Source organism: Collimonas sp. OK242 (assembly GCF_900107095.1).
Classification (GTDB): domain Bacteria; phylum Pseudomonadota; class Gammaproteobacteria; order Burkholderiales; family Burkholderiaceae_D; genus Collimonas.
Genome location: NZ_FNOR01000018.1, coordinates 35,413 through 60,320, shown reverse-complemented (window position 1 = coordinate 60,320; position 24,908 = coordinate 35,413). Strand labels below are relative to the sequence as shown.

The following is a 24,908-nucleotide window of genomic DNA, read 5'->3' as shown; positions in this document are numbered from 1 at the left end:
TGCGAAACCCATGTCAGGCCGATACCCAACGTGATCGGATAAAAAATGAAATTTGGAGATGACGATGCGAACAATTAAAGCAAGGATACATGCGATTGAGTTTCTGGCAGAGGATATTCTCGGCATTGACCTGAGACCGATCGATGATGCAGAGTGGCCCGTGGCGATTGCCGGATCCCACATTGATCTGCATCTTCCGGGCGGCATGATACGCAGCTACTCATTAGTCAATGCGCAGGGTGAGAAGCATCGCTACGTCATTTCAGTGAGCCGCGATGCCAATAGCCGGGGCGGATCGAGATATCTGCATGAGGTACTGCGGGTCGGCGATGTCCTCACCATTTCAGAGCCGCGCAACAGCTTCGCCCTGAAGGAATCTGCATCGCATTCCATCTTCATTGCCGGCGGCATTGGCATCACGCCGTTATGGAGCATGGCGCAGCGCCTGTCGCAGATCGGCGCGCCCTGGACGATTTACTATTCTGCGCAGGCTCCAGAGCGGGCGGCGTACGTAGAGCAGCTTTCGTCACTCGCCTCTGACGCAGGCGGCACGATCCATCTCAATTTCGATGGCGGACAGCGAGACAGAATGCTCAACCTTCAGCAAATTGTCGATTCCAGTCCGCGTGATGCAGACCTGTATTGCTGCGGACCGATCCCGATGTTGCGTGCTTTCGAAGCAGCCTGCGAAGGGCGCAATCCTGATACGGTGCATCGGGAATATTTTGCCGCGCCAGCGTCGGCGCAGGCGGAGCAGGGCAGCGAAGAGGAATTCATTGTCGTTTTATCGAAATCCAACAAGACGGTGAAGGTTGGGCCGACAACCACGATTCTGGATGCGGTGCTCAATGCAGGCGTAGAGGTGTCTTATTCATGCATGGCCGGTATCTGCCGAGCTTGTGAAACAAACGTGCTTGGCGGGCTCCCTGATCACCATGATCTGGTACTTAGCGACAGCGAGCGCGAATGCGGAGCGACGATGATGATTTGTTGTTCGCGGGCAAAAACTGCGGAATTGATTCTCGATTTGTGAGAGCGCGATGCTAGTCGTCTCACTAAACCGTAACAAACCGGACAATCAATCGCACTAGATCCTCGCAATGCTTGCGGGTGGTAGCGATACTAGTACCTGCCGACACAGGATAACGCCGAGTAGCGCGGTCGCTTGACAGACGCGAGAGCTAGCGCACACGGCGACTACACCCGAAGTCGGCGATTCGAACATAACTACGAAAGAAACCACGATGGACTCAACCTATCCGCGTATCGGACTGCATATCGACGGCGAATGGCTCTACGACCGCCCTGCCTATACCGAGGTCGTCAATCCGAGCAACGAGGCTCGCCTCGGCAGCGTACCGGGCGCGACGCCAGAGGATCTTTCGCGTGCGCTCTCCGCCGCTGAGCGTGGCTTCCGCGTCTGGCGCGACACACCGCCGCTGCAACGGGCGCAGTTGCTGCTGCGCACTTGCGCGCTGGTGCGCGAGCGTGCAGAGTCGATCGCACAGATCCTCACGCTAGAACAAGGCAAGCCGATCGCCGACGCCCGCAACGAAGTGGCGCGCGCCACCGCCTTTCTCGAATGGGATGCGGCGGAGGCGCAGCGCCTCTACGGCAGCATCGTTCCGGCCGGGCCACAGATGCAGCAGATGATCCTGCGGCTGCCGGTCGGCCCGGTGGCCGCCTTCACCCCGTGGAACGTTCCGGTCGGCTCCCCTGCGCGCAAGATCAGCGGCGCGCTCGCCGCGGGCTGTTCGGTGATCATCAAAGCCGCCGAGGAAACCCCGGGCACCGCGTGCGCCTTCGTGCAATGCTTCATCGATGCCGGCCTGCCGCCTGGCGTGCTCAATCTCGTTTTCGGCAATCCGTCCCTGATTTCCTCGACGCTGATCGCCTCGCCGGTCATCCGCATGGTGACCTTCACCGGATCGGTGGCGGTCGGCAAGCACCTGACCCAGCTCGCTGCTGCGGCCATGAAGCCGGTGCTGATGGAACTGGGCGGCCATGCGCCGGTGCTGATCGGCGCCGATGTCGACGCCGCGGCGCTGGGCAGGCTCGCGGGCAGCGCCAAGATGCGCCTGGCGGGCCAGTTCTGCGCCTCGCCGACGCGCTTCATCGTTCACCGGAAGTCCTACGCCGCCTTCGTCGACGCATTCGCCCAGGCCGCCAGCGAAGTACGCGTGGGCGACGGCTTCGAGCCGGGTGTGCAGATGGGGCCGCTGCTCAACGGCAAGCGTCTCGCGGCGATCGACGAGCTGGTGCAGGACGCCAAGGCCTGCGGCGCGCGCGTCGCGGCCGGTGGCCGGCGTATCGGCGAACGCGGTTTCTTCTATGCGCTGACCGTACTCGCCGACGTGCCGGCGCACGCCAAGGCGATGTCCACCGAACCATTCGGCCCGATGGCGCTGTGCGTGCAGGTCGCCGACCTGGACGAAGGTATAGCGCTCGCCAACAATCTGTCCGTAGGACTCGCCGGCTATGCCTTCACCAATTCGCTGGAAGAGGCGGAGCGCTTCACGCGCGAACTGGAGTGCGGCGTGCTGTCGATCAATCACTTCGGCATGTGCGGCGCCGACACACCCTTCGGCGGCGTCAAGGAAAGCGGCATCGGGCGCGAGGGCGGCGCGCAGAGTCTGGAGCCCTACACCATTACGAAGACAGTGCTGCAACGGACCGCGCGGGTTTGACCGCAAGGGGGAGAGCGGGAAAAAATCCTGCGCCGCCCATGCTGATCCTGTCAGCAATTTTTTGTGATGAATAACACGACGCTTAGAAAGTATATGTCTGCCACTGAAGAAGAAAGCAGCATCGAAGGCGTTAAAAGGAGATAAAAATGCTATTGCAAGAGACCGCACTTCAAACGACTTTAAGCCTCCCCGAGATCAATCTCGCGGATCCAGATTTCTGGCTGAGAGATGACTTCCATGGTGCGCTTGCGATTTTACGTAAGAAGCAGCCGATTTCGTGGCACGAGCATCCAGAGTGTGGCAAGGGCTTTTGGGCACTCCTCGACTACGAAGACATCGCCGAAGTTGACAAGGACTGGGAAACTTTTTGCAGCAAATATGGTGTGCGTGTCTATCACGATGCCGGCACCAAGATCCGGCCCGGCACGGGCGCGTTGATCGAACTCGATCCGCCCGACCATACCGTCAACCGCAAGCGCGTAAGCAAGGCGTTCATGCCGCGCCAGGTTGGCCGGATGGAGGAGTACGTGCGGGAGCAGGCGCGCCGGCTGGTGTCGCAATTCTCCGATGGCCAAGAGATCGATTTTGTAGACGATCTGGCGGCCATTCTTCCTTTCGAGATCATCAGTGACCTGGTTGGCATCGACCCCGTAGACCGGCCGCGTCTGCTGGAATTGTCGAAGATCGGCCGCTCCGAGCAGGAACCTGAATATGCCGGAAAACCTGAGATCCCGCAGCAAGCGGTCATGGAACTGCGCGAATACGGCATCAACCTAGCCGCAAAGCGTTTGCTCGACCCTAAGGAAGATCTGATTTCAGAACTGGCGCAGGTGCGGGTCGACGGTCAGTTGCTCGACAAGGAAGAGTTGGGCGGATATTTTGGTCTGATGATCGCTGCCGGCAGTGGCACCACGCGTGCAGCGCTGTCGCACGGGATGCTGGCGTTCACGCAGTTCCCGGAGCAGCGCCGCCTGTTCATCAGCGACCCTGTGCTGCACGAGAGGACGATGGCAGATGAGGTCATTCGCTGGGCGACGCCGATCAAGCATCAAGGGCGCGTTCTGACCCGAGACATCGAATTCAAGGGCGTCCAGATGAAGAAGGGGCAGAAGATCGGCATGTGGTTTATCGCTGCCAACCGCGATCCACGCCTGTTCACGGATCCGTTCAATTTCGACATCACACGCGATCCCAATCTGCACCAGAGCTTCGGTGCAGGTGGACCCCACTTTTGCATGGGTGCGAACATTGCACGCCGGGAAATCTGGATGCTGTTCCAAGAGTTGTTTGCTCGCTTTCCCAACGCGCAGGCCATTGCAGACCCGGTTCGCGAACGATCCCTGCAATCGAATGGTTTCAAACACTTGCAAGTGCGTCTTTCGCGTTGAATCGGGTTGGGAGGAATATCTGCAATGACCGAAAAAAAATGGACAGTTGCCGTCGAACCCGAGATTTGCGAAGGGTATGCGGTGTGCCAGCGCGTCGAAAAATCGATTTTTCAGTTCGCTGAGGACGATGACGTCGTGCGCATTATCTCTCAGCCAGAAACGCCGGAAATGCTCGAGCGTGTAAAGCTGGCCGTTCGCCGATGCCCGAAGCAGGCGCTGAAACTACTGCCGCGCGATGGCGCGGAGTAATTACCTTCATGGAAGAGGAATATTATGCCTAACGTGATTTTTATAGATGCCAACGGCAAGTCGAGAACCATCGATTGCACGGTTGGGACCAGCCTGATGAAGTCCGCGCAGCTCCACGGGATCTCGGGTATCTACGCCGAATGCGGTGGCCAGAAGATGTGCGCCACATGCCACGTCTACGTTGCCGAAGAGTTTCTCGATACATTGCCAGAAATTTCCGTCGATGAAGACGAAATGCTCGAAGCGACGGCATCTGATCGCCTGCCCAACAGCCGACTGTCGTGTGCGATCATCATCAAACCGGAGCATGAGAACCTGGTCGTTCATCTTCCTAAGTTGCAGCGATGAGCAGCGTCATTATCGTCGGTGGCGGGCATGGTGGCGTCGACGTCGCATTCGGCCTGCGCGAGCGTGGTTACACAGGACGCATCACTGTGCTGGACAAAAGTGGCTTTGTCCCATACGAGCGTCCACCCATGTCCAAATCATGGATCAACGGGGCCTGCGGTCCGGAGGAGCTGACGCTACGTGGCCATGACGCTTTCTCAGGCGCCAATATCGAGCTTATGCTTAACTGCGAGGTGTTGAGCATCGACCGGGATAGCAAGATCGTGGAGACCAGCAATGGGAGCCTCGACTATTCGACGCTCGTGCTGGCTCTTGGATCGAGTCCGCGGCAACTCCGGCTTTCGGGCGCCGCGCTGGCTGGCGTGCATCACCTGCACACGCTCGAGCAAGCCACCGCGCTCAGAGACGACCTTGCGTCCGCCACCAGCGTGGGCGTCATCGGTGCCGGTTTCATCGGGCTGGAATTCGCTTCATCGGCCGCAAAACGCGGGCTGCCCGTGACGGTCATGGAGACTGCGGGACGCGCGATGCCCAGAACCGCGAGCGAGTTCACGTCAGGCTACATGCGCGCCCGGCACGAAGAGGGTGGCACGAATTTCCGTTTCAACGCCACTGTTCAGGAAATAACCGATCAATCAGGCCGCGTCGGGCGGGTCAACCTGTCAGACGGAACATATGTCGAGGCCGACCTTGTGGTGCAGGGTGTCGGCGCCATCGCAAATGGCGGATGGGTTACAGATTTCGGCCTCGATTTCGACAACGGAATCGTCGTGGACGGAACCTTGCGCACCAAGGATCCGGATATCTTCGCGATCGGCGACTGCGCGCGCTTCCTGGATGATGAAGGGGGAGGCACGCGACTGGAGTCCGTCGGCAATGCCGCCGATCATGCGCGGCGAGTAGCAGCAACCATTGCAGGCATTTCTGTGCCCTTACCTGATGTGCCATGGTTCTGGACCCAGCAAGCAGGTGTTCGGCTGCAGATGGCCGGCCGCATCGACCGCGTGGAGGAATGGTTGCTTACTGGTGCTGTCGAGTCGAACTCGTTCAGCGTGCTTGGTTGGCGCAACAACAAGCTGGTGTATGGCGAATCTATCAACAGTCCAAGCGAGCACGTAACCATCCGCAAGCTCCTTGCTGAGAATACGGCACCGACACTGTCGGAATTGCGGCCGGCCGCTGAAATGGGCTTGAAGGCTGCTATCAAGTTCTTGGCATAATTTCGATCGGCTCTGAAAAGATCAGGTAAGTCCTCTTCGTCATGGCTTCCAACTGAGAATGGAAATCATGACGAAGATCCATTTTAGCGACGAACCGATCGAGAGCGCATTCCTGGCGACACTGCGCAACTGATGATTCCTCCCGGAAAGCGCTAGCCATGATAGAGAGATTTCGTTTTTCTCATCTCGTGCTCTTACCCGACGGCCCCTCCAACGTGACAGCCCCCTTCAGGCGTTGCCCGTACGATTCAAATATCTCACTTTGAACACCTCACTTTCATCCACGAAGCGTTCATGAAAAACGCCTGTCGAATCATTTGCTGGCGGCAATTTTTACCGTCATTGTCTTAGTGCTACGTTATTGCTACTTAACAGGGCAAGGTATTGACGGCGACTCGAAGTGCAACAAAAGAGACAGTATCCTGCCGATTTCTTATAACCACGGTTCTTGCGGCGGATATCATTAAATTGACAGCCGAAATAACCTTGATTGCATAAGTCTTCGCAAGATAATTCGGTTGCAAAAAACGCTCGTAGACGAGCCGCACTGATTGAGATTTTCCCATCAGCACTATGGCCGCCGTAGTGTCACAATTGGTCGTGATTCAAACAATAAGAAACTATAAAAAACTATAAGATATGGAGATAGACGCTAATGCAAAAAGAACTTTTCAAGGTGATTTTGGCCGTGCTGCTGACCACCTGCGCCAAATGGAATGTATTCGCGCAGGCTGAGCAATATCCGGACACCGGACAACGTACGAATAGACAAACACGCGCGTGTCGGCGCATTCACGGCCAATCCACGTCTGTCATCTGGAGTGCGGTGCCCGTCGCTTAAAGCGTTGGGGCATGACAGAGCCCAAGCGGCCTCCATGGTACGTGAATCGCGCTCGTTTGCCACCCTGGAAACGCCACGCTTCCCGTAAACATCGGAAGTCGTCTGTATCGACTATCGCTCCTTTGAATCGAATCTGTACTTAACAGTCTATAGGGATTACATGCACACTTCTCAATCATATGATTCAGTCGCGGCCGGCCATCCGCCTGACGAAATCGAGCGGACTTACCGCAAGGTGGCCGTTCGGATCATGCCGTTTCTCGTCCTTTGCTATTTCGTCTCCTACATCGACCGCGCGAACATCAGTTTCGCCAAACTCCAGTTCATGAGCGACCTGGGTTTTTCTGAGGCTGCCTACGGATTTGGAGCGGGGCTTTTCTTCATCGGCTATTCGCTGTTTGAGGTTCCAAGCAATATCATGATGCAGCGTGTCGGCGCCCGCCGCACGCTGCTGCGCATCATGGTTCTCTGGGGATTGACCTCAAGCGCCCTGATGTTCGTGAGCTCGCCGCTTCAATTCTACGTAATGCGTTTTCTCCTCGGAGCTGCAGAGGCTGGATTTTTCCCGGGTGTCATGTTTTATTTAACCTATTGGTTTCCGGCTGCGCGTCGAGGACGAGCGACGGGTTTCTTCATGATGGGTGCCGCCGCGGCTGGCGTCATTGGCGGACCTGTTTCCACCTGGATCATGGTCCACCTGGCGGGGTTGCATGGCCTGCATGGCTGGCAATGGTTGTTCCTGCTGGAAGGGATACCTGCAGTCGTTCTGGGCGTCGTCGCATTCTTTTTCCTCAGCGATCAACCACGGGATGCGACATGGCTGACCGCGCGCGAGAAAGCCATTGTCCTCGGCGACCTCGCGGCGGAGGAAAAAGGAACAACCCGTAGCGGACACGGACTGGTTGAAGCATTAAAGAATGCCAAAGTCTACGTTGGAATCATTGTGTACTTTTGCATAGTGGTATCGTTCAACTCTATAGTACTTTGGGCGCCAACCATCATCCGCGATGTTGGTGTGAAGGATTTGTTCAATGTCGGATTGTTGTCCAGCATAGTTTTTTTGGCTGGAGGGGCCGGTACCTATCTAGTAGGCTATAGCTCTGATCGCAAAATGGAGCGACGCTGGCACTTCGCCGCGAGTTGCACTGTCGTCGCCCTATGCTTCGCACTTTTGCCACTAGCATCCCACAACACACCGATTGCCATTACGCTGCTTGCAATCGCGGCCGCAGCATCCTACGGGACCTATACGGTGTTTTGGACAATCCCCGCAACTTTCCTGCCCGGGAACACTAAAGCTAGCGGTATTGCCCTGATTACCAGTGTGGGAGGAATGGCGGCATTTGTAAGTCCAACGTTGGTTGGCTGGATGAAAGCCAGCACAGGAAGCATTTATCTCGGACTGACGCTAATGGGTGGAATTACTTTGGTTGGCGCTCTTATTTTGTTGATTGCAATTCCGGCAAACCAATCATCCAAAGGGGCTACGAGATGATTTTGTCGTGCGGGCTCTACCTCATAGTCACTTAACGCGAAGGCTGCAGTTTTTTTAATCGCGTTGTCCGAATAGACGACGGTCCGGATGGCAAATCACTTTGCAGCAATCTTGCGTCCGAAATGGTCCAGCCATATGCGCTGCAGCGCATATGGCTTTATCTCGACACAACCCCTTGTAGGTGGTTGGATAGCAATAACTGCCTATCAAGTTGGTATGCGAATTGTGCTCAACGCGTCGCTGCGTTGAAAGCGAACAATAAAATCTGTCGAGCCCTTTGTGGACGCGGTATACAAGGGTATTGCGAACAGCTGCATTTTGAACAGATTGCATATTCGCATCAATGTTGCCACCGATTAGCATCCCAATGCTGCCACCAGAATTTGATGGTCAGGTCGCGACGGGCCGCAGTACGCCAGGAATCGGCCATTAGAAACGCAAAGAATTTTGACGCTGACCGTCGGCAACACCCTCTAAGCAGTCACCTTGACTTCCAGAGCACCAAAAGCAGTATTTCGGGAACACGCGTGAGGTAGTGAATCTGGCTGTCAGCAAAGTCAATGGCTGCGAATGTTTCCTGATCGACACTCATAGTGATGCCATGCTATTAGTGACACGCTACACCCCAATGAGCGTCTTTGGCTCCAAATACGATTCCAGACCAAGCACGCCGTACTCGCGGCCGACCCCCGACTGTTTAAAGCCACCGAACGGCGCCAAAGGATCGTGCTGTAGCGTGTTGATCATCACTCGCCCGGCCTGCAGCCTTGCCGCTACAGCCTTTGCCCGCGCAGGGTTCGATGACATGACGTAGGCGTGCAGACCGAACACCGTTTCGTTAGCCATGGCTATCGCTTCCTCGTCGTCGCCATATGTCAGGATGGACAGAACCGGGCCAAAGATCTCCTCCCGTGCGATGGTCATCTCACTGCGCACATTGGCAAATACCGTCGGCTTGACGAAGTAGCCCTGCTCCAGCCCGGCCGGATGCCCCTCGCCACCCGCGATAAGTGTAGCGCCCTCAGCGAGACCGAGCCTGATGTAGCGCTGAATGCGTTTATATTGATTGTCATTGGCCAGGGGGCCAATGACGGTCGTTGGGTCGGTGGGGTCGCCCACCTTCATCTGCGCCACCGCCTCTTTCACTGCCTCGATGACTTCCGCCAAGCACCGCTTAGGCACCAGCAAGCGGCTCCCTGAGATACATGCCTGCCCGTTATTCATGAACGCCGCATTGAGCGCGAGAGGAACGGCCTTTGTCAAGTCGGCATCGTCTAGAAGGATGGTCGGGGATTTTCCGCCCAAGGCCAAGTGGACGCGCTTCATGGATTCGGTCGCCGCGCGCCGGATGATCTTGCCCACCGCCGTGGAGCCGGTGAACGAAATCTTGGCAACATCCGGGTGTGTGCTCAATTCTGCACCTACGACGTCGCCGCGTCCGGCGACGATATTGACGACGCCGGCCGGCAACCCTGCCGCATGGATCGCTTCCGTCACTATCCTGTTCTGTATCGGGCTTAGTTCGCTCGGTTTGATCACGGTCGTGCAGCCTGCGGCGACGGCCATCGCCAATTTGCTGCAGATCGAACCAGCAGTGCTGTTCCACGGAGTGATGAGGGCAGCAATACCAATAGGTTCCATCACTACAGTTGAGGTGCCCATGATACGTGTGAAGTCATAGGCTTCGAGCGTCGATGCGGCGTCAAGAAACGATTGCGCCGCGAAGCGGGAGATCCACGTAGCCCGTGAAACAGGTGCACCATATTCTTCAATCGTCGTATCGCGCAGCGCATCGCTGCATGCCAGGACGGCAGCATGTAGCCGCTTCAGCATGTTGACGCGATCGACGACTGTTGTTTGCGCAAATGCCGGGAGTGCCCTCTTGGCCGCCGCGATGGCGCGACGCGTATCCTCGCCATCGGCAAGGGTGGCGCGTGCGAGAGCCCTTTCGGTTGTCGGGTTAATGATATCAACTGTCTCGGTGCCGTGTGGTGTGACGAAGGCGCCGTCGATATAGATCTGATGGATGGTTTGCATGATCGCTCCTAAGTTTGCCCGGACTATCCGAAGCCATGCATGCAGTGTACGTTCGCCTAATTGATCTGATAAGATAGATAAAAGTTGATGTTTTATTTCGAAAATCAGGACAATGCAGAAATCCGGTTTAGTCGGCCTAGAGGCCGCACTCGCTGTCGCCCGATGCCACAGCTTTCGGCGTGCGGCGAATGAACTAGGTATCTCGACGACGGCGCTAAGCAACGCTGTCGCGGGACTGGAGGCGCGGCTCGGTGTTCGCCTGTTTCATCGGACCACGCGCAGTGTCTCGCTGACCGAGGCCGGCGAACACTTCGTTGCCCGAATCACGCCGGCCTTGTCTGAGATTCGCGGCGCCATGGAGGAAACCACCCTCCATCGCCTATCACCCATTGGCACACTTCGCATCAATGCTTCGCTGGGCGCTGTCCGTATGGTGTTTGCGCCGATCGTACTGGCGTACCTGAGCCGCTACCCCGATATGAAGGTGGAGATCGTGACCGAGGGGCGGATGGTCGATATTGTGGCCGAAGGGTTTGATGCGGGGATTCGCCTTAGCGACATGGTGCCGCAAGACATGGTCCGCATACCGATCGGCGCTGATCTCCAGATGGCTGTGGTGGGATCGCCTGCGCACTTTTCACGGTTTCCAATCCCGGCTTCGCCCGCCGATCTTGCCGGCCACCCCTGTGTCCGGGCCCGGTTTCCCAGCGGTGCGCCGTCGCGCTGGGAGTTCTCCCATCATGGCGAACCATTGAATATCGAGGTAACCGGGCCGCTTACGCTCGATGATCCGGGTCTTATGCGCGAAGCCACCTTGGCCGGTACCGGCCTAGCCTACCTGGCCGAGTGGTATGTGCGTGACGATCTGGCGTCAGGACGATTGGTGCGCGTGCTGCAGGATTGGACGCCCAGCTATCGTGGTCTGGCGCTTTACTATCCTCCTGGCAGGCAGCTACCTGCTGGACTGCGCGCTTTCGTTGACCTCATTCATGAACTTCGCGAACGGCATTCACTTTTGTAAAAACCGCCTTGCAACGTATTTGCTTGGCGCCTGTCTCAACAGAAGCTTGTGCAAGATGAAAGTATGACTTTGCGCAAGGCATCAGATTTCCTCGATGGCAGCTAAGAGGGTATCGCAGCCGGAAGCCACGAGATTTTGCAACGTCCACTTTGGTAGCAGTGACTCGTCGTTCGGTCGGCGAACCCAACAAAAATGGCAATGCATGGCAAGTTTGAGGCGCGGCTATGGTTCTACGCCTATGCGGACGCAACTACATTCAATGTAATTTCGTTGAAAATACTTCGCTATAACAGGTAAAGCCCGCAGCAGAGATCGCTTGCATGAATCTCCCAGTGGCCAACTCTTTGGCGATGCCTCGCACATAGGAGCTGCTTGGTACTCGCTGCATCGGGGGAGCTAAAAACATAGACCGGCTTTTTGAATTCGAGACGTCTATTCTTGGCGATATTGGTCTTTGGGCAGCCAGCATCGTCGAGTTGCTTGGTACAGCGGTCCGGTCGAATTAGATTTAATAGCTAGATTGAGCTGGTTCACGCTTATTGATCGTAATCTGCAAAGCTTTGTGCAGAATATTTTTAATTGGACGTATCATTTTTCTGGATAAAATTTTGGGGGGCTGTCGGGCAGCAGTTGACGTGTAGGTACTGCTGTCAATGCTCCCGAATCAGCCTATCCGCGCCCGCAATTTATTGACCGTGGTAGCTTCTTACGTCACGGGCATAGCTGCCGTCGGCCTTAGCCTGCTGCAGTTCTTGAATCACTTCGGCACGCGTCTTGTTTGACGCTACTAGTACGGAAGGATATTTTTCCCCTTCCGTTGCAACAAAGCTGCCATCAGCTTCGGCCTGAATCAGTTCAGAGATGATCTCTGCACGCGCCTTGGCCGACGCGAATTTGGGGAAATCGTCCATATTGCTCGTCGCATCAGCAAAAGCAGAGCCTGCGGCAACCAATGCAACAACAGTGGCAATCATATGTTTCACGTTCATTTTCATTCTCCAGATTAAGTTGAGGGTAACGCCGTGGCAAAAATCCGGACACAATGTCCGTCCGCCCGGAAGCGCCGTCGATGAAGGGTATTGCTGAGATTGTTCGCTCATCGATGAAGCAAAGTTTATCGATCATCACGACACAGAAAAATGGGGATGTGCGTAATGCACAATTCGCGATTCGTGGACAATGGATTGCCTTGAGGTTCGACGTCAATTGGCGGTCAATACATATACATACGAAAATCTGCGTAGAACTGATTACACAAAAAATATTTCAGTCGAGCGCCCGCGCCATGGGACACCACGCTGACAGCGTGCCGGCGAAATGGAAGCATCGGGCTTCCGCCAACCGCTGATGCGCCTTACAGGAGTGGATGCAGTTTGCTCACGGAATCCGTCAGCGCCTTGCCGTAGGCTAACGTCATGTATGAGGTGAAAGCTTGATAAGCCCAGCTTATTACACTGGGCTAGTAACTCGAATTGGAGAAATTTCGTCCCGCTCGCCATACTTCTTACATCGCCGGATCATTCTGGAACCGGCCTCAACGAGTGGAGAGCATCATGAAAACATGGTTTATTACCGGCGTAAGCAGCGGCCTCGGTCTGGCAATGGCAGAAGCGGCATTGAACAAGGGCTACCGCGTAGTGGGTACCCTGCGTACCGAAGAGCAGCGTGCAGCATTCAGCGGCAGCCATCCGAATGCTGTGGGCGTATTGCTGGACGTGACCGACCATGACAGCGTGAAGCGCGTGGTCGCCAGCATTGAGCGTGACGTCGGCGCCATCGATATCCTGGTCAACAATGCCGGCTACGGTTACGAAGGCACCATCGAAGAAGCGACGATGGAAGATATCCGCAGTCAGTTCGAGGTCAACGTATTTGGCACCTTCGCCGTGACCCAGGCGGTGCTGCCGCTCATGCGTCAGCGCCGCAGTGGACACATACTGACGGTGACTTCGATTGGCGGCATTGTTACCTTCCCGGGTGTGGGCATCTATAACAGCAGCAAATTTGCGCTGGAAGGCTTCTCCGAAGCGTTGTCCAAGGAAGTGGCCGATTTCGGCATCCGCGTGACGGCTATCGAGCCAGGGATGTTCCGTACCGACTGGGCTGGCCGCTCGATGACGCGTGGCGAATCGAAACTGACTGATTATGACGCGCTGTTTGCTCCGATCCGCCAAGCGCGACTGGAGCGCAATGGCAAACAGCAGGGCGACCCGCGGAAAGCTGCAGTTGCAATCATCGCCGCAGTCGAGGCAGAGAAAGCGCCAGTACACCTGCTGCTCGGCTCTGATGCTCTCAGCTTTGCGCGCACCAAGCTAGCCGGACTCAAAGAAGAGTTCGACGGCTGGGCAGCTGTAACCAGCAGCACCAACTTCGAGTGACATCATGGGCACCCGACAACTGGATCAACTGCCGAAAGGCTTGATCGGCTTGCTTGCATTGATGTGTGGCGTGTCCATCGCCAGCGGCTACTACGCGCAGCCGCTGCTGGCCGACATCGGACGCGCCTTTGACGTGTCCGAGTCGTTCGCCGGAACCATTCCGATGTTCACACAGATGGGTATTGCACTGGGCGCGCTGCTGTTCCTGCCGCTCGGCGACATCGTCAACGACCGCAAGCTGATATTGTGGATGGCTAGCGCCCACGTAGTCACACTTCTGCTGGTGGCGCTGTCGCCGTCAGCGCATACGCTGGTCTGGGGCAGTGCATTGATGGGTGTAACCACGGTGACGCCATACCTGCTGCCAGCATACGCAGCCAAGATCGTTGCGCCGGCCGAGCGTGGACACGTTACCGGCTTGCTGGCGCGAGGGATCTTTGCCGGCATCTTGCTGGCGCGGACCGCGAGTGGTTACGTGGGCCACTACGCCAGCTGGAACACGATTTACTTCATAGCATCCGGCCTGATGGTGGTGATGATTGTGCTGCTGGCATGGCGCCTGCCGTCGACCGAGCCGCATAGTGAGCTTGGCTACTTCGGCTTGCTCGGTTCGCTGGCTACCGTATTCCGTGAGCAGCCGCAATTGCGTTACGCCGCTATCCGGCAAGGGCTGATGTTTGGCGCGTTCAATGCCTTCTGGATCAGCCTGGTGTTCTTTCTTGAGGGACCGAACTTCCGCATGGGTAGCGATACCGCTGGCTTATTTGGAGTCGTCGGCGTGGTGGGCGCATTCGCCGCGCCGATGTTCGGCAAACTAGCTGATCGCCGTGGCGCACATTTCTCAGTGCGTGTCGGCTCCATGGTGGCGGCGGCTTCGTGGGTGGTTTTGGCCGCGGTAGGGCATCATATTGCCGGTCTGGTCATCGGTGTACTGATGCTGGATCTGGGCGTAACCGCCTCGCATGTGTCGAACCAAACCATCATCTACCAGTTAGGCCAGGAGATACGTGGACGTGTCACTACCATCTATATCCTTGGCCTGTTCGTGGGCGGCGCGTTGATGTCTGGCTTGACTGCTTGGGTATGGAGCGGGTTTGGCTGGTATGGCGTCTGTGCATTGGGTTTTGTCGCCACCAGCAGTGCCGTCGCATTTAGCTATATCGGTGCGCCGCTTGTCCGGGGTGTGCAGGACGCGACGGCCTGATGAAGATGCGGCCGCTACGCTAGTAGCTGGCATCCTGGGCTATCTGCATGCGGCGCGCTTCTTCAGTTATTAGCTCCATGAACTCCATCAGGAGAGGATCTGCGTCATCAGCACGTGTGAATATATGCACATTGAGCGGATCCAGATCGATGATCGGACGGCAAGTAAGCCCGGGCGGCACAATGGAGAACACATATGCGGCGCCCAGCATCAATCCTAAACCTTGGTTCACCATAGATATCCCCACCTGCGATTGCAGTGTTTCATAAACGTAGTTGGGGGTGAAGCCAGCCTTGCGACAACGCGCCATCACATCGTCATACAGCATGGAATTAACGCTGCGCTCGAACATGATCAGGCGCTCGCCTGCCAAGTCGTCGATCCGGACTTCTTTCAGACTCGCTAACCGATGATTCTCCCGCATCAGCAGCATCCAAGGCGCCGTCAGCACGGGTTCGGTGCGCAGGCTGATATCGGAGGGTAACGGTGCCCAGGGTACGCCTATGCCAATATCAATGACGCGCTTGAACAAAGCTTCGATCTGCATGCTGGCATTCATTTCATGCCGCTGCACCTTCAATGCAGGATAAACTTCTTGGAGCCGCATCAGCGCCGGCGGTACGAAGGGGAGGTTGGTGTATTCGATCAGGCCGATGGAGAGGCGGTATTCGCGTTCATTGCCGGTCTCGCGTGTCTTGCGTATAGCCGTTTGCAACTGATCGAACATCTTCTCGACTTCGTCTCGCAGCATCATACCTGCCGGCGTCAGTTCGACCTTACGGCGGTCGCGCGTGAATAGCGCCACGCCGATGGTCTTTTCCAGTTTGTTGATCTGCTGGCTGAGAGCCGGCTGGGTGACGAAGGCCAGGTCGGCCGCTTTGCGGAAGTGCAGCTCTTTCGCAAGTATGGAGAAGTACCTGAGTTGCCTAAGTTCGATTCCCCGCATTGTTGCCTCGTCTGTGCCGTATTGCGCTGACGGCGAGCCGGGATGGCGGCTGTCCGATGAGCGCGTTGATTGCATAGCTTAAGCGAAAAATCAATTCAGGCTATGGTCGGCTGGGCCACAACGCGGCATCAGCGAAAGCTTGTTTGGGAGCTTTGGCGGTTTATTGATCAATATCGACGACGATTTTTCCCGTAGCAGTGCCGTGAATGATGGCGCTGTGGGCTGCAGCGACCGTATTGATGCTGTAGGTGGACGGGTCCAGGTTGACGCGGACCTTGCCTGCTTCGACCAGCCCGGTAGCTTCGCGCATGATGGCGCCATGTTGGGCGCGTCCTTTTCCGCTCAGCAGCGGGAGCAGGGTGAACACGCCGGAGTAGGTCGCGGCGCGGAACGAGAGCGGCGCCAGCGCGTGAGTACCCCAGCCCAGGCAGCTCACCACGTGTCCGTGGTATTGGCGGGCGGCACGGAAGGAGGCATCGAGGGTTGCGCCGCCGACGGTGTCGTAGATCAGGTCGAAGCCCTCGCCACCGGTATGCTGTTCGACGTATTCTTCGACCGTCGTGCTGACGTAGTCGATCGCAGTGGCGCCGTACGACTCGATGATTTCCTTCTGTTCAGCCGTTCCGGTGGCGAACACGCGGGCGCCGGCTGCGACGGCAATCTGTACCGCGATATGGCCGACACCGCCGGCGCCGCCATGTACCAGGACGGTCTTGTCGACGGAGAGGTGGGCGCGGTCAACCAGACCTTCCCAGGCGGTGATGAAGACCAACGGCAGGGCGGCCGCTTCGCGCATCGAGATGTTCGACGGTTTAATGGCGAGCAAATCGGCATCTACTGCGGAAAATTGCGCCAGCGAGCCTTGCACGCCACCGATGCCGCCAGCCATGCCGTAGACTTCGTCGCCGATCTTAAACGCGGTAACGCCAGGGCCGACGGCCTCGACCACGCCGGCCAAGTCGATGCCGAGCACGGCTGGCAGTACGGGGCGAGCATGAGCGGCCTGGCCAGCGGCGATTTTGATGTCGAGCGGATTGACACCGCTTGCAAGGATGCGGACCAGGACTTGTCCGGGGCCGGCCGCAGGGCGGGGAATGTTGCTGAGGGTCATCGGCTCGCCAAAGGCATTCAGGACGACGGCTTGCATAGTGGTGGTAGCAGACATGATAGTTTCCTTAATAGTTGGGAAGAGAACGGTGGGGTTTCTAGCCCCAACCGATGAATCCAGTATAGGAACAAAGGTCTGACGGAAAAATGGGTCCAGGTCCAACACACAATTTCGAAATCGTAAATAATGGAGCAGGTGGGGTGAAGCCCGACTGGCCCGCTTGGTAAGGGAGTATCGCTATGGATCGGTTGGATGCACTAAAAGTCTTTTGCGCAGTCGTCGATGCTGGCGGCTTCAGTCGTGCGGCCGACAAGCTGGCGATCTCGACGTCGTCAGTGACGAATCAGGTATTGGCGTTGGAAGCCCACTTCAAAATCAAGCTTCTTCACCGCACCACACGCCGCATGTCGGTTACCGACGAAGGGCGCCAGTGCTACGAAATGGCGCTCGCCTTGCTGGGCGATATGAGCGAGCTAGAGACTAACATGCTCGATTCAAACCAAAATCCACGAGGTAGTCTGCGTGTCGACATGCCAAACATTATCAGTAGATTGTTCGTCGCGCCAGCCTTGCCAGCGTTCTTGGCGGCGTACCCCGACATCCGCCTGCGGATGACCGCGGGCGACCGAATGATTGACATGGTGGAGGACGGGGTGGACGTACTGATCCGTATTGGAGAATTGCAAAACTCAAATCTGATTGCCAAGACCGTGTTGAAGACGAAATACATTTGCTGCGCCTCGCCGGCCTACCTTGCTGCACACGGCCGGCCGGAAACGCCAGAGCAACTATCCAATTTTGTTTGCTTGAATTTCCTATACCCGAAGTCGCGAAAAGTCAGGCAATGGATGTTTGAACGGGAGGGGCAACAGTTCCCGTTTACGCCGCGCGGAGTGCTGGAAATGGACCACGTGGAGTCGCTGGTCGAGGCAGCCAAAGCCGGCTGCGGCATTGTGCAGCACCTGTCGCTCTCGGTGGAGGAGCCTATCCGGACCGGGGCGCTCGTACCTATCTTGGAGCAGTGGAGCGCCCCAGGTCCGGATGTATCTGTCGTCTATCATCAGCGCCATCACCGTGCTGCGAAGGTGAAGGTATTCGTGGATTTCGTCGAACAACTATTCAAGCCTTAGGCAGGAGGCGTTGGCCCTGCACTTGCGACACGGGCAATCAAGACGTTGCATTTCTCGGGAATAGTGCTTGAAATACTGCTATTCTCAAACAGATACTATTTCAATGAATTTTGAGAAGGAAAATACTAATGTTCATCGTTCTACTACACTACGTTCAACCGCTTACGGTAGTCGAAAAATATCTGCAAGAACACCGCAATTTCCTGGATAAGAACTACGCTGCCGGTCATTTCCTTGCCTCTGGTGCCCAAGTACCTCGAACCGGCGGCGTTATTTTGGCTAAGAACCTGAGCCGCGAAGAATTGGATGTTGTACTGAATGAAGATCCGTTCCATCGCGAGCAGTTGGCTAAGTACCAAATCATCGAATTCACCCCAACTAAGTTCGCTGTTGGCGCGGAAGAGTTCTTTCGTTAAAGAGTTGACGGGCGCGAGGCACGCCATGTTGATCGGCGATGCCCGTGTTTCCGCGCTGGATCAAAACCTTGTGTTGCAGCGCGTACCGACCCAATAATTTTCAGTAAAGAATTTTATTTTGCGCCGACACAGGCGTGAAAACGAACAATAAAGTCGGTCGGAGTCGTATTTCGTAAGTATCTGATTTTTATAGAAAAGAAAAATCAAGAGATCGACTATAAAGTCTGTCGGGCTGGCCCCGATTTTTCAATTTTTAGTAAGAACCGGAAATATAGTCTGTCGAGCCCTTTGCGGGTATATCACAAGCAGCTGTATTTTGAAAGATGACGAATACCTGGAAAATGGGGGGCGATTCAGTTTTAGGTCGAAAATGCTGACGCCTTTTTCAGCATTTCATAGAGATTCTGCGCACCTGGCGAGAACACGCGGCCGGACCGGCGAATAATGCCCAATGTACGCGTGATAGCCGGCTCCTTGAGCGGGATTGCGCGCAGCACGCTTGAGCGATCCGACGGCATCGCGAGTTGCGGCACCACGGCAATGCCGAGCCCGGCCTTCACCATCTCAAGCAACGTTGAAACATGGCGCACTTCAATGAACGAAGCGGGCTGCTTTTCCGACGGCGCCATCGCCATATCCAGCATCATCCGATTACCACTCGATTTGGCCACCGTCATGTAGGGATACTTGCCGATATCCTGCCAATTGACAGCACGCCGGCGCGCCAATGGATGGTCGGGTAAGCAGGCCATCACAAAACTCTCTTGCAGGATCGGTTCGAAGTCGATGCCCTGTTCCTGCGCACCGAGAAAATTGACGCCAAAATCGGAATCTCCGCGCGCAACATTGTTCAGCACTTCATGTGCGCCTTCATCCACGATGCGGATGCGAATCGTAGGAAATTGCGTATTGAAGCGCTGCAGGATCGGTGCCAGAAAATTGTGTGCTATCGAAGGCACGCAGGCCACCGTGATCTGCCCAAAATGCGTATAGGAAATGTCGCTGATGTTGTGCAAAGACGTTTCGACGCCATCGAGGATCTCGACTGCCTTGGCAAAAAATTCACGCCCCACCAGAGTTAGCGCCACACGCCGGGTGGTACGTTCAAACAGTTTGACGTTGAGTGCGTCTTCCAGCTTGCCGATGCGGCGTGACAGCGCCGGCTGCGAGATATTCAGCGCCAACGCTGCTGCCCGGAAACCGCCCTGTTCCACAACCGCCACCATGGCTTGCAGGTCGCTTAAATCAAAACGTAGTTGATACATTTTATTGATACCTTTAACGCATCAAAAGTAAGTATTTATGCATTTTACTTTATCAATCAGGTTCGTGATAATTGCTCGATAAAACCCGTAGTTGCATAAAAAACAGGAGACAAAGAAAGTGCGTATCAAACAAGCAATTTACCGACTGTTCGCTCTCGGCGCAGTCAGTCTAGCCCTGTTGTCTGGCACGACTCAGGCTGAAGAGATTAACGTGATGATTTCGGGGGGCTTCACCGCAGCCTACAAAGCATTGGCGCCTAAATTCGAGGCGGCTACTGGCAACACCTTGTCTACCGCCTTCGGCCCCTCAATGGGCAAGGCGCCGGAGGCGATTCCCAACCGCCTCGAACGTGGCGAACCGGCCGATGTCGTGATCATGGTCGGTTATGCACTGAGCGACCTGATCAAGCAGGGCAAAGTCGACGCCGGCAGTCGCGTCGACCTGGCCGATTCCGGCATCGGCATGGCGGTCAAGGCCGGCGCTGCGAAGCCAGACATCAGCACGGTGGAGGGTTTGAAATCAGCCATGCTCAGTGCTAAATCGATCGCCTATTCCGACAGCGCAAGCGGCGTCTACATCGAGCGTGAATTGTTCAAGAAGCTAGGCATTGAAGAACAAGTCAAACCAAAAGCACACATGATCCAGAAAACCCCTGTCGGGTCGTTGGTGGCCAGCGGCGAATACGAGTTGGGCTTCCAGCAGGTAAGCGAAATTCTGCCCGTGCAAGGTGTCGACTTTGTCGCGAAGATTCCGGAGCAGGTCCAAAGTGTCACCATCTTCTCGGCCGGGATACCGGTCGGCGCCAAACATCCGAACGCTGCTCGTGCACTGATCCGTTACCTAGCCTCGCCCGAAGCGCGCGATGAAGTGATCAAAAGCGGACTGGATCCGAAGCAATAACTCCGCCTGCGCTATTAGCAAAGGTATTCGTAGAAGTCTGCGCCATGTCCTTGTGCGAGGCGCAAGGCTCCAATCGTTTGTGAGATCAAAATGACAGCCATCGCAGCAGCAACTCCGTCGAAGTTCGGCACGGTCCTCCGTGTCACCAGCGGCAATTTCATGGAAATGTTTGACTTTTTCCTGTTCGGATTTTACGCCACTTACATTTCCAAAACCTTCTTCCCCTCGGGTGACGAATTCGCCTCTCTGATGCTGACTTTCATGACCTTCGGCGCTGGTTTTTTGATGCGTCCGCTCGGCGCCATCCTGCTTGGCGCCTACGTCGACCGCGTCGGCCGCCGCCAAGGCTTGATCGTGACCCTGGCCCTGATGGCGCTTGGCACCGTTCTGATTGCTTTCGTGCCGGGTTTTGCGACCATCGGCTATCTGGCGCCATTCCTGGTGCTGATCGGCCGTTTGCTGCAAGGCTTTTCCGCCGGCGTCGAATTGGGCGGTGTTTCGGTCTACCTGGCTGAAATGGCAACGCCGGGCAACAAAGGATTCTACGTCAGCTGGCAATCAGCCAGCCAGCAGGTGGCCATCATTGTCGCGGCAGCATTGGGTTACGCGCTCAACATATGGCTGACTCCGCTGCAAATCGGTTCCTGGGGCTGGCGTATTCCGTTCTTCATCGGTTGCATGATCGTGCCTGTACTGTTCATGATCCGCCGCTCCCTGCAAGAGACGGAAGAATTCATGAAGCGCAAGCATCGTCCCAATGCGCGCGCCATTTTCCGTTCGATGCTCGATAACTGGGGCCTGGTGATCACCGGGATGATGCTGGTGGCGATGACCACCGTCTCGTTCTACCTGATCACGATTTACACACCTACTTTCGGCAAGAACGTACTCAAACTCAGTACTACCGACAGTCTGATCGTGACCCTGTGCGTTGGTATTTCCAACTTTATTTGGCTGCCGATCATGGGTGCGTTGTCGGACCGGCTCGGTCGCCGCCCTATCCTGATTTTTTTCACCGCGCTGACCATTCTGAGCGCCTATCCGGCCATGACCTGGCTAACCGGCGCCCCCAGCTTCGAGAAGATGCTGGTCGTCGAGCTGTGGTTGTCGTTCCTGTATGCCAGCTACAACGGGGCTATGGTCGTTGCGCTCACCGAGGTGATGCCGGTCGAGGTGCGCACTGCCGGTTTTTCCCTGGCTTACAGTCTGGCGACAGCGATTTTTGGCGGCTTCACGCCGGCTATCGCCACCGCGTTGATCGAAGCGACGGGCGATAAGGCCGCGCCGGGCTTATGGATGACATTTGCTGCTGTGTGCGGCCTGATCGCAACGTTGGTGCTGTACCGCAAACGTAGCGTTAAACATCGGGCAGATTCTGAGGAGCGATGTTCCATCCAAAACGCGTCCTAAAGAAGGACTGAATATATGCAAACACGACCAGCTTTGCCGTTATCGCTAGACGTTCGCTGCAGTGTAGGTGGTAAACGGCAGAATCTCTGCACCAAATCTTTTGTGCCCTGGCACAAATGGCGTCTGACATCACCTCTAGCAGGCGGAGGGCTATCCATTCTTGCGGATGCGAAATGACCATGTCAACCCGGTCATCGATCAGCGCCTGCCGGGTGATCTCGGTCAGGTCGGGGCTGACCCAACGTACCCGAACCCGGGTCACGCAACGTCAGGTCGGATATCTGGGCGAGTACGACGCGCCCGGTTGCTCGGCTGCTCCCGACGTCAATCGAGTATCAGGTTCACTGCGACTTGGGAGCGAACAGCCCAAATTCAGAGAGAGCCGTAAAGGTGCTGTCGCCATTATTGGCTGTGATGTTGAGTCGGTAGTAGCGATAGGAGGCCGGGCTTGCGACCGCGTAGTTTTTCAGCTGGAAGCGTTCGGCGAACACCTGGTTGCTTTGCGTGTCGAGCGTCGTCCAGGTAAAGCCGTCGTTGGAGCCCTGGAACTGCCAGTTCTTCGGATCGCGCGGGACCTTGTCGTCGGAGCTGGTGACCGTATAGCGTTGGACGATCTCCGTGTGGCCGAGGTCATACTGCAGCCAGCCGCTCACGCCCGAGTAGAACCATTGCGTCGCCGAGTTTTGGTCGAAGGCGCTTCTGGCGTTGGTCGGGTTGTTCGCACTGTCATTGGCGGTGCCGCCCGAGGCAACGTTCATCATCGGACGAACCGGTGTGGCGCTGTCCGCGGGAGAATTACCGCTCGTGCCGGCGGAGTTAGTTGCCGTGACGGTGTAGTAATAAGTCGTGTTATTGATCACCGACTTGTCCGTGTAGCTGCTGCCCGTGACGCCCGACGCGATGGTTGTGGTTGGGCCGCCGCTGAAGGCGGAGCGCTTGACCGTGTAGCTGGTGGCCCCAAAGGACGCCTGCCAGCGCAGCGGCACGGCGCCATCGCCCGGCGAGGCCAGAAGCATGGCGGGCGCCGCGGGAACGACGCTGGGCGCACCACCGTCGCCACCGGTGATTTGCACGTTGCTGAAGGTGGAACTGTTCTGGGTACCCCAGGAGGCCGAGGCGACCACCAGACCAACATAGATCGTTTCGGGAACAGGGGCGTCGATACGGCCGACATCGGTGGCAGCCCAATTGGTGCCATCGGGAGAAACGTAGCCGGTAATGATATTCCCGATGCGCTCGAGCTTCACCCAGTACGAGGGCGTGGAACTGGCGATGTTGAAGGCCTTGGTCCCATAGTTCGTGCCGCCATACACCGCGAGCTTCGGCATGCTCTGTTTGGCCAGGCCGTTGTTCGCAACGGCCATCCAGGCACGGGGAGCGCCTGTTTCCAGGCTTGTTCGCATCATCACGCCCGCCACTGCGGCCGGACTGGTGTTCTGGACGGACTCGACTTTCGCGATGATGGCGGCATTGCCGGTGATGGCCTTGTAGGTGAAGTGGCAAGCGTCTTGTGCGCCCCAGAATATGTCGTTGCCTGCTCCCTGAACCGTCCATTTGCCATTGGCGTATGTGGCCATGCTGGCTGGGGTGGCGCCCCCGAAGTCAACATCGTTGAACCCCGAGGTGATCGAGGCGGCCGAAGGAATGGGCAGCGCCGGCGGCGGCGTAGCCTTCGAAGTGTCGGACTCCTTGAGGAACATGAAGCTGGTGCCGTCCACGGGCATCCAGAGGCGTCTCTGGGCGATGAAGGGGGCCTGGAGCCCCTTGCGGAGGACGTAGGCGTCATAGATCTGGTTGAGCCCGATGTTCCCGCCATTGGCGCCGTTCCAGCCGCGATTGGTGACGTCGGTGAGGTAGTAGCGATCGGTGGTGCCGAAAGGAAGGGCGGTCGTCGGGACGAGTTCGTTCACCCGCGCGAAATACTCACCCGCCGCCAGCAGGCGGTTGTCAAAGTCGGAATAGATGTCGATGCCTTGGCTCCAGAGCGCCTCGGCGAGCATGGTCAGCGACTTGAGCTGCCCGTAGGAGTGTCCTTGGTCGCGAAGGTAGTCGCCGAGCATGCCGATGTCGTTGGAATTGCGCAGTCCGATATGGGCTAGCGTGCGAGCCTGATAGACGACCTTGTCCAATGCCGCGATGTCGTCGTTGTAGATCGCCATCAGTCCAAGAGCGGTGAGGGCCAGTGCGCCCTTGTTGGCGGCCCCGTAGGAGCTATCGCCATAGGGGTTCGATGCCGGCATCAGGACGTCCTTGAAGTACTTCTTGACGATCGCCGTGTCGGCTTCCGTCCAGCCCGGCCATGTGCCGCGCAGGATGTCCGCGCCGCCCACGACCTGGAGAGCGTAATCGCCCAGATCGAGCATCGACTCGCGACCCGAGAACTCAGTCTGGGTGCTGGCCCAAGCAAGCAGGACCTCGCGCGCCTTCTTCGCGTATCGTTCGTCCTGGGTGAAATACCACATCCGCGAAAGATTCCAAATCGCGCCCATGTCCTTACGCCAGGGCCAAAGATGCTCGTCGGGGGCGCGACTCACTTTCGCGAACGGGCCTGACATGAGGTAGGTGAAATGGGCCGTGCCGTCATTCGCCAACATGTTGTAGGCAGACTTCCACGGCTCCTTGCCCTGATCGACGTACGCCTTGAGAGTCTGGAGATCCGAGAGGGTGAGTGGAGCGCCTGGATGCTTGATAACGCGGACCACCGGAGCACTTCCCACCGGAGTACTTCCCACTGGAGCACCTCCCACCGAAGTACTTCCCACTGTGGCACCTCCCGCTGGGGCGCCTCCCACTTGGGCGCCTTCCACAGAGGTATTTCCCATCGGTTCGCCACCGCAAGCGCTGAGTATCAGACAGGCAGAGAT

The 24,908-nt window shown here is 56.8% G+C and carries 22 protein-coding genes; 16 read left to right on the top strand and 6 right to left on the bottom strand.

What is annotated here, in order from left to right; genetic code table 11:
* Positions 1-64 precede the first annotated feature (64 nt).
* The 8 genes from BLV81_RS18945 to BLV81_RS18910 all read left to right on the top strand — a co-directional run bounded on the left by BLV81_RS18945 (position 65) and on the right by BLV81_RS18910 (position 8,228).
* Positions 65-1,033, top strand: coding sequence for a PDR/VanB family oxidoreductase (locus BLV81_RS18945; RefSeq protein WP_176992901.1), 969 nt, complete (start codon positions 65-67; stop codon positions 1,031-1,033).
* A gap of 211 nt (positions 1,034-1,244) precedes the next feature.
* A complete protein-coding gene (locus BLV81_RS18940) occupies positions 1,245-2,687 on the top strand; it encodes an NAD-dependent succinate-semialdehyde dehydrogenase (RefSeq protein WP_092359141.1) in 1,443 nt (480 codons plus the stop codon).
* Positions 2,688-2,833: 146 nt separating this feature from the next.
* Positions 2,834-4,075 carry a cytochrome P450 gene (locus BLV81_RS18935; protein ID WP_092359139.1) on the top strand — a complete coding sequence of 414 codons (1,242 nt, stop codon included), beginning with the start codon at positions 2,834-2,836 and terminating at the stop codon, positions 4,073-4,075.
* Positions 4,076-4,099: 24 nt separating this feature from the next.
* On the top strand, positions 4,100-4,324 hold the full coding sequence (locus tag BLV81_RS18930) for a ferredoxin (protein ID WP_092359138.1): 225 nt from the start codon (positions 4,100-4,102) through the stop codon (positions 4,322-4,324).
* A gap of 24 nt (positions 4,325-4,348) precedes the next feature.
* Entirely contained in the window at positions 4,349-4,672 is a 324-nt protein-coding gene (locus BLV81_RS18925) for a 2Fe-2S iron-sulfur cluster-binding protein (RefSeq protein ID WP_092359135.1), read from the top strand.
* Complete coding sequence (locus tag BLV81_RS18920) at positions 4,669-5,892, top strand: NAD(P)/FAD-dependent oxidoreductase (protein ID WP_092359133.1); 1,224 nt, start codon at positions 4,669-4,671, stop codon at positions 5,890-5,892. Before BLV81_RS18925 ends, BLV81_RS18920 begins: the two co-directional genes overlap by 4 nt.
* 655 nt (positions 5,893-6,547) lie before the next feature.
* Positions 6,548-6,733, top strand: coding sequence for a hypothetical protein (locus BLV81_RS18915; protein WP_092359132.1), 186 nt, complete (start codon positions 6,548-6,550; stop codon positions 6,731-6,733).
* A gap of 160 nt (positions 6,734-6,893) precedes the next feature.
* Complete coding sequence (locus tag BLV81_RS18910; protein ID WP_092359130.1) at positions 6,894-8,228, top strand: MFS transporter; 1,335 nt, start codon at positions 6,894-6,896, stop codon at positions 8,226-8,228.
* Between the two features lie 618 nt (positions 8,229-8,846).
* Here BLV81_RS18910 and BLV81_RS18905 read toward each other — a convergent pair.
* Positions 8,847-10,265 (bottom strand): aldehyde dehydrogenase family protein, encoded by a 1,419-nt coding sequence (locus BLV81_RS18905; protein WP_092359128.1) that lies wholly within the window; start codon positions 10,263-10,265, stop codon positions 8,847-8,849.
* Between the two features lie 112 nt (positions 10,266-10,377).
* Between BLV81_RS18905 and BLV81_RS18900 the strand changes: the two genes are divergently transcribed.
* Complete coding sequence (locus BLV81_RS18900; RefSeq protein ID WP_092359127.1) at positions 10,378-11,286, top strand: LysR family transcriptional regulator; 909 nt, start codon at positions 10,378-10,380, stop codon at positions 11,284-11,286.
* 686 nt (positions 11,287-11,972) lie between these two features.
* Here the strand turns inward: BLV81_RS18900 and BLV81_RS18895 are convergent.
* The gene (locus BLV81_RS18895; RefSeq protein ID WP_176992900.1) at positions 11,973-12,275 is read right to left on the bottom strand and encodes a DUF4148 domain-containing protein; all 303 of its coding nucleotides are present in this window, start codon (positions 12,273-12,275) and stop codon (positions 11,973-11,975) included.
* Positions 12,276-12,328: 53 nt separating this feature from the next.
* Here BLV81_RS18895 and BLV81_RS23975 point away from each other — a divergent pair, with 53 nt between their 5' ends.
* The 3 genes from BLV81_RS23975 to BLV81_RS18880 all read left to right on the top strand — a co-directional run bounded on the left by BLV81_RS23975 (position 12,329) and on the right by BLV81_RS18880 (position 14,868).
* Entirely contained in the window at positions 12,329-12,634 is a 306-nt protein-coding gene (locus tag BLV81_RS23975; protein WP_176992899.1) for a hypothetical protein, read from the top strand.
* A 205-nt stretch (positions 12,635-12,839) separates the two neighbouring features.
* A complete protein-coding gene (locus BLV81_RS18885; protein WP_092359121.1) occupies positions 12,840-13,664 on the top strand; it encodes an oxidoreductase in 825 nt (274 codons plus the stop codon).
* Between the two features lie 4 nt (positions 13,665-13,668).
* Complete coding sequence (locus tag BLV81_RS18880) at positions 13,669-14,868, top strand: MFS transporter (RefSeq protein ID WP_092359119.1); 1,200 nt, start codon at positions 13,669-13,671, stop codon at positions 14,866-14,868.
* A gap of 19 nt (positions 14,869-14,887) precedes the next feature.
* Here BLV81_RS18880 and BLV81_RS18875 read toward each other — a convergent pair whose 3' ends face one another.
* Both BLV81_RS18875 and BLV81_RS18870 read right to left on the bottom strand, forming a co-directional pair.
* Positions 14,888-15,889, bottom strand: a complete 1,002-nt coding sequence (locus tag BLV81_RS18875; protein WP_255365349.1) for a LysR substrate-binding domain-containing protein — start codon at positions 15,887-15,889, stop codon at positions 14,888-14,890.
* Between the two features lie 85 nt (positions 15,890-15,974).
* On the bottom strand, positions 15,975-16,979 hold the full coding sequence (locus BLV81_RS18870) for a zinc-dependent alcohol dehydrogenase family protein (RefSeq protein ID WP_092359117.1): 1,005 nt from the start codon (positions 16,977-16,979) through the stop codon (positions 15,975-15,977).
* Between the two features lie 182 nt (positions 16,980-17,161).
* On the opposite strand from BLV81_RS18870, the gene BLV81_RS18865 reads away from it, so the two are divergent.
* Positions 17,162-18,052, top strand: coding sequence for a LysR family transcriptional regulator (locus BLV81_RS18865; protein WP_092359115.1), 891 nt, complete (start codon positions 17,162-17,164; stop codon positions 18,050-18,052).
* Between the two features lie 128 nt (positions 18,053-18,180).
* A complete protein-coding gene (locus BLV81_RS18860; protein ID WP_092359113.1) occupies positions 18,181-18,468 on the top strand; it encodes a YciI family protein in 288 nt (95 codons plus the stop codon).
* A 359-nt stretch (positions 18,469-18,827) separates the two neighbouring features.
* Here the strand turns inward: BLV81_RS18860 and BLV81_RS18855 are convergent, their stop codons facing one another.
* Positions 18,828-19,733 carry a LysR family transcriptional regulator gene (locus BLV81_RS18855; RefSeq protein ID WP_092359111.1) on the bottom strand — a complete coding sequence of 302 codons (906 nt, stop codon included), beginning with the start codon at positions 19,731-19,733 and terminating at the stop codon, positions 18,828-18,830.
* Between the two features lie 124 nt (positions 19,734-19,857).
* Between BLV81_RS18855 and BLV81_RS18850 the strand changes: the two genes are divergently transcribed.
* Both BLV81_RS18850 and BLV81_RS18845 read left to right on the top strand, forming a co-directional pair.
* Entirely contained in the window at positions 19,858-20,634 is a 777-nt protein-coding gene (locus BLV81_RS18850; RefSeq protein WP_369823906.1) for a substrate-binding domain-containing protein, read from the top strand.
* Between the two features lie 90 nt (positions 20,635-20,724).
* Entirely contained in the window at positions 20,725-22,044 is a 1,320-nt protein-coding gene (locus tag BLV81_RS18845; RefSeq protein WP_092359109.1) for an MFS transporter, read from the top strand.
* A gap of 341 nt (positions 22,045-22,385) precedes the next feature.
* Here the strand turns inward: BLV81_RS18845 and BLV81_RS18835 are convergent, their stop codons facing one another.
* Positions 22,386-24,746: an alginate lyase family protein gene (locus BLV81_RS18835; RefSeq protein WP_255365347.1), complete on the bottom strand. Its 2,361-nt coding sequence runs from the start codon at positions 24,744-24,746 to the stop codon at positions 22,386-22,388.
* Positions 24,747-24,908 lie beyond the last annotated feature (162 nt).

Excerpts from the sequence above, each read along its gene's own strand:
- BLV81_RS18945 (WP_176992901.1), top strand. The coding sequence starts at position 65 with ATGCGAACAATTAAAGCAAGGATACATGCGATTGAGTTTCTGGCAGAG.
- BLV81_RS18940 (WP_092359141.1), top strand. The coding sequence starts at position 1,245 with ATGGACTCAACCTATCCGCGTATCGGACTGCATATCGACGGCGAATGG.
- BLV81_RS18935 (WP_092359139.1), top strand. The coding sequence starts at position 2,834 with ATGCTATTGCAAGAGACCGCACTTCAAACGACTTTAAGCCTCCCCGAG.
- BLV81_RS18930 (WP_092359138.1), top strand. The coding sequence starts at position 4,100 with ATGACCGAAAAAAAATGGACAGTTGCCGTCGAACCCGAGATTTGCGAA.
- BLV81_RS18925 (WP_092359135.1), top strand. The coding sequence starts at position 4,349 with ATGCCTAACGTGATTTTTATAGATGCCAACGGCAAGTCGAGAACCATC.
- BLV81_RS18920 (WP_092359133.1), top strand. The coding sequence starts at position 4,669 with ATGAGCAGCGTCATTATCGTCGGTGGCGGGCATGGTGGCGTCGACGTC.
- BLV81_RS18915 (WP_092359132.1), top strand. The coding sequence starts at position 6,548 with ATGCAAAAAGAACTTTTCAAGGTGATTTTGGCCGTGCTGCTGACCACC.
- BLV81_RS18910 (WP_092359130.1), top strand. The coding sequence starts at position 6,894 with ATGCACACTTCTCAATCATATGATTCAGTCGCGGCCGGCCATCCGCCT.
- BLV81_RS18905 (WP_092359128.1), bottom strand. The coding sequence starts at position 10,265 with ATGCAAACCATCCATCAGATCTATATCGACGGCGCCTTCGTCACACCA.
- BLV81_RS18900 (WP_092359127.1), top strand. The coding sequence starts at position 10,378 with ATGCAGAAATCCGGTTTAGTCGGCCTAGAGGCCGCACTCGCTGTCGCC.
- BLV81_RS18895 (WP_176992900.1), bottom strand. The coding sequence starts at position 12,275 with ATGAACGTGAAACATATGATTGCCACTGTTGTTGCATTGGTTGCCGCA.
- BLV81_RS23975 (WP_176992899.1), top strand. The coding sequence starts at position 12,329 with ATGTCCGTCCGCCCGGAAGCGCCGTCGATGAAGGGTATTGCTGAGATT.
- BLV81_RS18885 (WP_092359121.1), top strand. The coding sequence starts at position 12,840 with ATGAAAACATGGTTTATTACCGGCGTAAGCAGCGGCCTCGGTCTGGCA.
- BLV81_RS18880 (WP_092359119.1), top strand. The coding sequence starts at position 13,669 with ATGGGCACCCGACAACTGGATCAACTGCCGAAAGGCTTGATCGGCTTG.
- BLV81_RS18875 (WP_255365349.1), bottom strand. The coding sequence starts at position 15,889 with ATGCAATCAACGCGCTCATCGGACAGCCGCCATCCCGGCTCGCCGTCA.
- BLV81_RS18870 (WP_092359117.1), bottom strand. The coding sequence starts at position 16,979 with ATGTCTGCTACCACCACTATGCAAGCCGTCGTCCTGAATGCCTTTGGC.
- BLV81_RS18865 (WP_092359115.1), top strand. The coding sequence starts at position 17,162 with ATGGATCGGTTGGATGCACTAAAAGTCTTTTGCGCAGTCGTCGATGCT.
- BLV81_RS18860 (WP_092359113.1), top strand. The coding sequence starts at position 18,181 with ATGTTCATCGTTCTACTACACTACGTTCAACCGCTTACGGTAGTCGAA.
- BLV81_RS18855 (WP_092359111.1), bottom strand. The coding sequence starts at position 19,733 with ATGTATCAACTACGTTTTGATTTAAGCGACCTGCAAGCCATGGTGGCG.
- BLV81_RS18845 (WP_092359109.1), top strand. The coding sequence starts at position 20,725 with ATGACAGCCATCGCAGCAGCAACTCCGTCGAAGTTCGGCACGGTCCTC.